This is a genomic window from Microcystis wesenbergii FACHB-1317 (assembly GCF_014696875.1).
In the GTDB taxonomy this organism is placed as follows: domain Bacteria; phylum Cyanobacteriota; class Cyanobacteriia; order Cyanobacteriales; family Microcystaceae; genus Microcystis; species Microcystis wesenbergii_A.
In genome coordinates this window covers 1-3,498 of record NZ_JACJQV010000033.1, presented here as the reverse complement: position 1 = coordinate 3,498, position 3,498 = coordinate 1, and the positions used below count along the sequence as shown (strand labels likewise).

Here is a 3,498-nt window from a genome sequence, read left to right as displayed (position 1 = left end):
GTTGAAGCTGAGGCTATTCTCAATGTCATCGCATTGTGGGAAGCTGGGCAATTTGAGTTAGTTTCTTCACAAGCCTTAATGTTTGAAGCTGAACAAATTACGCCTTCTCCAAGGAAAGCGTATGTTTTAGAAGCGTTATCGAAGGCAGACTTATTTCTCCAACCAAATAAGCAAATTGAAGAACGAGCGCAAGTATTTGTCAACTCAGGTATCAAACCACTTGATGCATTGCATTTGGCTTTTTCAGTTGAGGCAGAAGCAGATTATTTCTGCACATGCGACGATAGATTTTTGAGACGAGCTAAAGAAGTTGATACTTTGCAGACCAAAGTTGTTTCTCCTCTTGAACTGATTACGGAGCTATCGCAATGAGCAGTCAAACAAAATCCCTGAGCGAAATTACGCAGCAAGCAATTCAACTGCTATCTAAAGAAATTGGCATTGCAAGTACAGTGCGTTTTCTAAATCAGTTTTCAACTGGGTATGGCAACTATACAGAAGAACGCGAAAGTCTATTCAAAGACTTAACACTAGATGAGATTTTGAAGCGTATGCAAGACACCTAACAATTCAAATTCAGCGGAAGGTCAGGAGATATTGGTGCTGAGTTAGAGGTCTGCTGCCGCCGCTGATTTGAGCCGTTATACTGAATCGGTTTTTAATAGCATGATTAAGCCCCAATCCCACTTAAAAAACCCGCTCCCTTCTCTATACTTTCCACTCCCCCATACCTGTTAAACAAGATTTAGGATCAGAGCGATCGCTAGATTAAAGGTTAAGTAATGTTAAGATCATAATTCTTCATGAAGAAAGCGCATGATCGCCGAGTAGCTGTAGTCAAAAATACCAAATTTTGCCCCAATCACAATAAAGTAGGGATCAGGCGCATTCGATCGAAGCAAGAATTTTCTCCCCAGTATCTATGAATCAATCAGAAAGTTGCGGTAAGGTCTATCTCGTCGGTGCGGGTCCCGGGGATCCCGGTTTGTTGACCTTGAAAGCGAAAGTTCTCCTAGAAAATGCCGATGTTGTCCTCTATGATGCCCTAGTTAGCCCCTCGATTCTAGCCATGATTAACCCCAGGGCCGAACAAATCCATGGGGGTAAGCGTCGCGGTCGTCATTCTCTAGTACAGGAGGAAATCACCGCTTTACTGATCGAGAAGGCCCAGACTAATGCCGTGGTTGTTCGTCTTAAAGGGGGTGATCCCTTTGTTTTTGGTCGCGGGGGTGAAGAAATGCTCGATCTGATCGCGGCCGGAATTAGCGTCGAGATCGTGCCGGGGATCACTTCAGGAATTGCTGTGCCTGCCTACGCCGGTATTCCCCTCACCCATCGCAATTATAGTTCCTCCGTTACTTTCGTCACCGGCCACGAGATGGCGGGTAAATATCGTCCTCAAGTTAACTGGTCAGCGATCGCCCATGGTGCGGAAACAATTGTCGTTTACATGGGTGTGCATAATTTACCCTATATTATCGGCGAGTTAACCAAGGCGGGCAGAAGTCCAGAAACACCGATCGCCCTGATTCGCTGGGGAACAACACCGCAACAACAGCAGTTAATCGGTACTTTCACCACGATTATGGACCAGATCGAAGCCACCGGCTTTGAAGCTCCGGCGATCGCTGTTATCGGGGCAGTGGTGGACCTTCACGATCTCTTACAAGCGGGACAACCTTTGCTCTCCAGGACAATCCCCCCCACTCCCATTTCTCTCTGATTCGGTTGCCATGCGTCAATATCAAAAATCCCTGACGATTACCACCAGTCCCAAGAATTTCCATCGTCTCACTGCTCCCATAGAAGCGATCGTGGCTGAATCGGGCATAACGACGGGATTATGCAGTCTATTTGTCTGTCACACCTCCGCTTCTTTGCTGATCCAAGAAAATGCCGATCCCGATGTTCTCACCGATTTGGCCAATTTCTTCGCCAAGTTAGTCCCGGAAGATAGCAGTCTCTACTATCACTCTACCGAAGGGCCAGACGATATGCCCGCTCACATTCGCTCGGCCCTAACCCGGACATCGGAACAAATCCCGATCGCTAGGGGTAAATTAGTTTTAGGGATCTGGCAAGGTATCTATCTCTGGGAACATCGTCAGAGTCGTCACCAAAGACAAGTGGTGGTTCATATCACCGGGGTCTGAAGCTTTGCGTATAGTTTTGTAATAGAAACTTTACTCGTACCCCTCATCGGAGTAAGATTTTTTCCGTGTACGATCAAATTGTTCGCTTTTTGAACAAAGAACTTCATATTTCGTAACAAAAGGAAACAATTTATGCGAAAATTGTTCGCTCTGGCCCTGGTGCTATCCCTCTGGTTCACCTTTGCCGCTCCAGCGTCGGCTGATTTGTCCAATCTGACCCCTTGTAGCGAAAATCCCGCTTTCCTACAAAAAGCGAAGAGTTTCCGCAACACCACTCCTGACCCCGAATCGGGAGCCAAACGCGCTCAAACCTACTCCCAAGCTCTCTGTGGACCTGAAGGCTATCCTCACCTAATTGTTGATGGTCGTTGGGACCACATGGGCGATTTCTTTATCCCTAGCATCCTATTCCTGTACATTACTGGTTGGATCGGTTGGGTTGGTCGGGCCTATTTAATCGCCGTGCGCGACAGCAAAGATGCCGAAATGAAGGAAATCATCATCGATGTTCCCCTCGCTTTGAGCAAAATGTTAACGGGGTTCCTCTGGCCGTTGGCGGCTTTACAAGAAGCCACTTCCGGTAAATTGACCGTTAAGGATTCGGAAATTACCGTTTCCCCTCGTTAATTTTTGTGTCAAACCCTTGACTTTTTATTCCCTAGGAGAACTCAGATGGAAGGACTTACTAAATTTCTCTCGTCCGCACCCGTGTTAATTATGGCGCTGCTGACTTTCACCGCCGGGATTTTAATCGAATTTAATCGCTTTTATCCCGATCTCTTATTCCACCCGCTAGGTTAAAGGCAATCTCAGGTGATTAAAGGGGATACAGTGGACTCTGTATCCCTTTTTAATGACAATGATCCCAGGGATTGGGGGTTAAATACAGAAGCCAAAAACCTAACTAATATTATCCAAAATTACTCATGACTTATGCTATAATCGTTCTATGAGTAAGTTAACCAGAGCGGAAGCAGCTAAATTGAAAGGTGTAAGCGTATCGACGTTAAGGCGTTGGGAGTCTGAAGGTAAACTAATTCCAGAACGGACTGCTAATGGGCATCGTCGTTATACAATTTCTCAGTTGCTTGGTTTAAAAGAGAATCTCTCTTATACTGTTGGCTATTGCCGTGTTTCTAGTCATGACCAAAAGAAGGATTTAGAACGTCAAAAAGAAGTTGTCGAACTGTTTTGCGCTCAAAACGGTTGGCAAGTTGAAATTATAGACGACCTAGGTTCAGGACTTAACTACAACAAAAAAGGATTAAAGCGATTAATTCGGTTGATTGTTGATAGTAAAGTAGAGAGATTAGTCTTAACTCATAAGGATAGATTACTTAGATTT

General features: G+C 45.3%; 7 protein-coding genes. All 7 read left to right on the top strand.

Annotation, left to right across the window (positions count from 1 at the left end; genetic code table 11):
- The coding region (locus tag H6F92_RS00560) for a PIN domain-containing protein (protein WP_190356418.1) at positions 1–372 on the top strand (372 nt) is incomplete at its 5' end.
- Entirely contained in the window at positions 369–566 is a 198-nt protein-coding gene (locus H6F92_RS00555; protein WP_190356417.1) for a hypothetical protein, read from the top strand. The genes H6F92_RS00560 and H6F92_RS00555, both read left to right, overlap by 4 nt.
- Positions 567–922: 356 nt before the next feature.
- Positions 923–1,723, top strand: coding sequence for a uroporphyrinogen-III C-methyltransferase (gene cobA, locus H6F92_RS00550; RefSeq protein WP_190356416.1), 801 nt, complete (start codon positions 923–925; stop codon positions 1,721–1,723).
- Positions 1,724–1,733: 10 nt separating this feature from the next.
- Entirely contained in the window at positions 1,734–2,153 is a 420-nt protein-coding gene (locus H6F92_RS00545; RefSeq protein ID WP_190356415.1) for a secondary thiamine-phosphate synthase enzyme YjbQ, read from the top strand.
- Positions 2,154–2,285: 132 nt separating this feature from the next.
- Entirely contained in the window at positions 2,286–2,780 is a 495-nt protein-coding gene (locus tag H6F92_RS00540) for a photosystem I reaction center subunit III (protein WP_002748906.1), read from the top strand.
- A 45-nt stretch (positions 2,781–2,825) separates the two neighbouring features.
- Entirely contained in the window at positions 2,826–2,954 is a 129-nt protein-coding gene (psaJ, locus tag H6F92_RS00535; RefSeq protein WP_002738148.1) for a photosystem I reaction center subunit IX, read from the top strand.
- Positions 2,955–3,102: 148 nt separating this feature from the next.
- A partial coding sequence (locus tag H6F92_RS00530; protein WP_190356414.1) for an IS607 family transposase occupies positions 3,103–3,498 on the top strand: 396 nt, incomplete at its 3' end.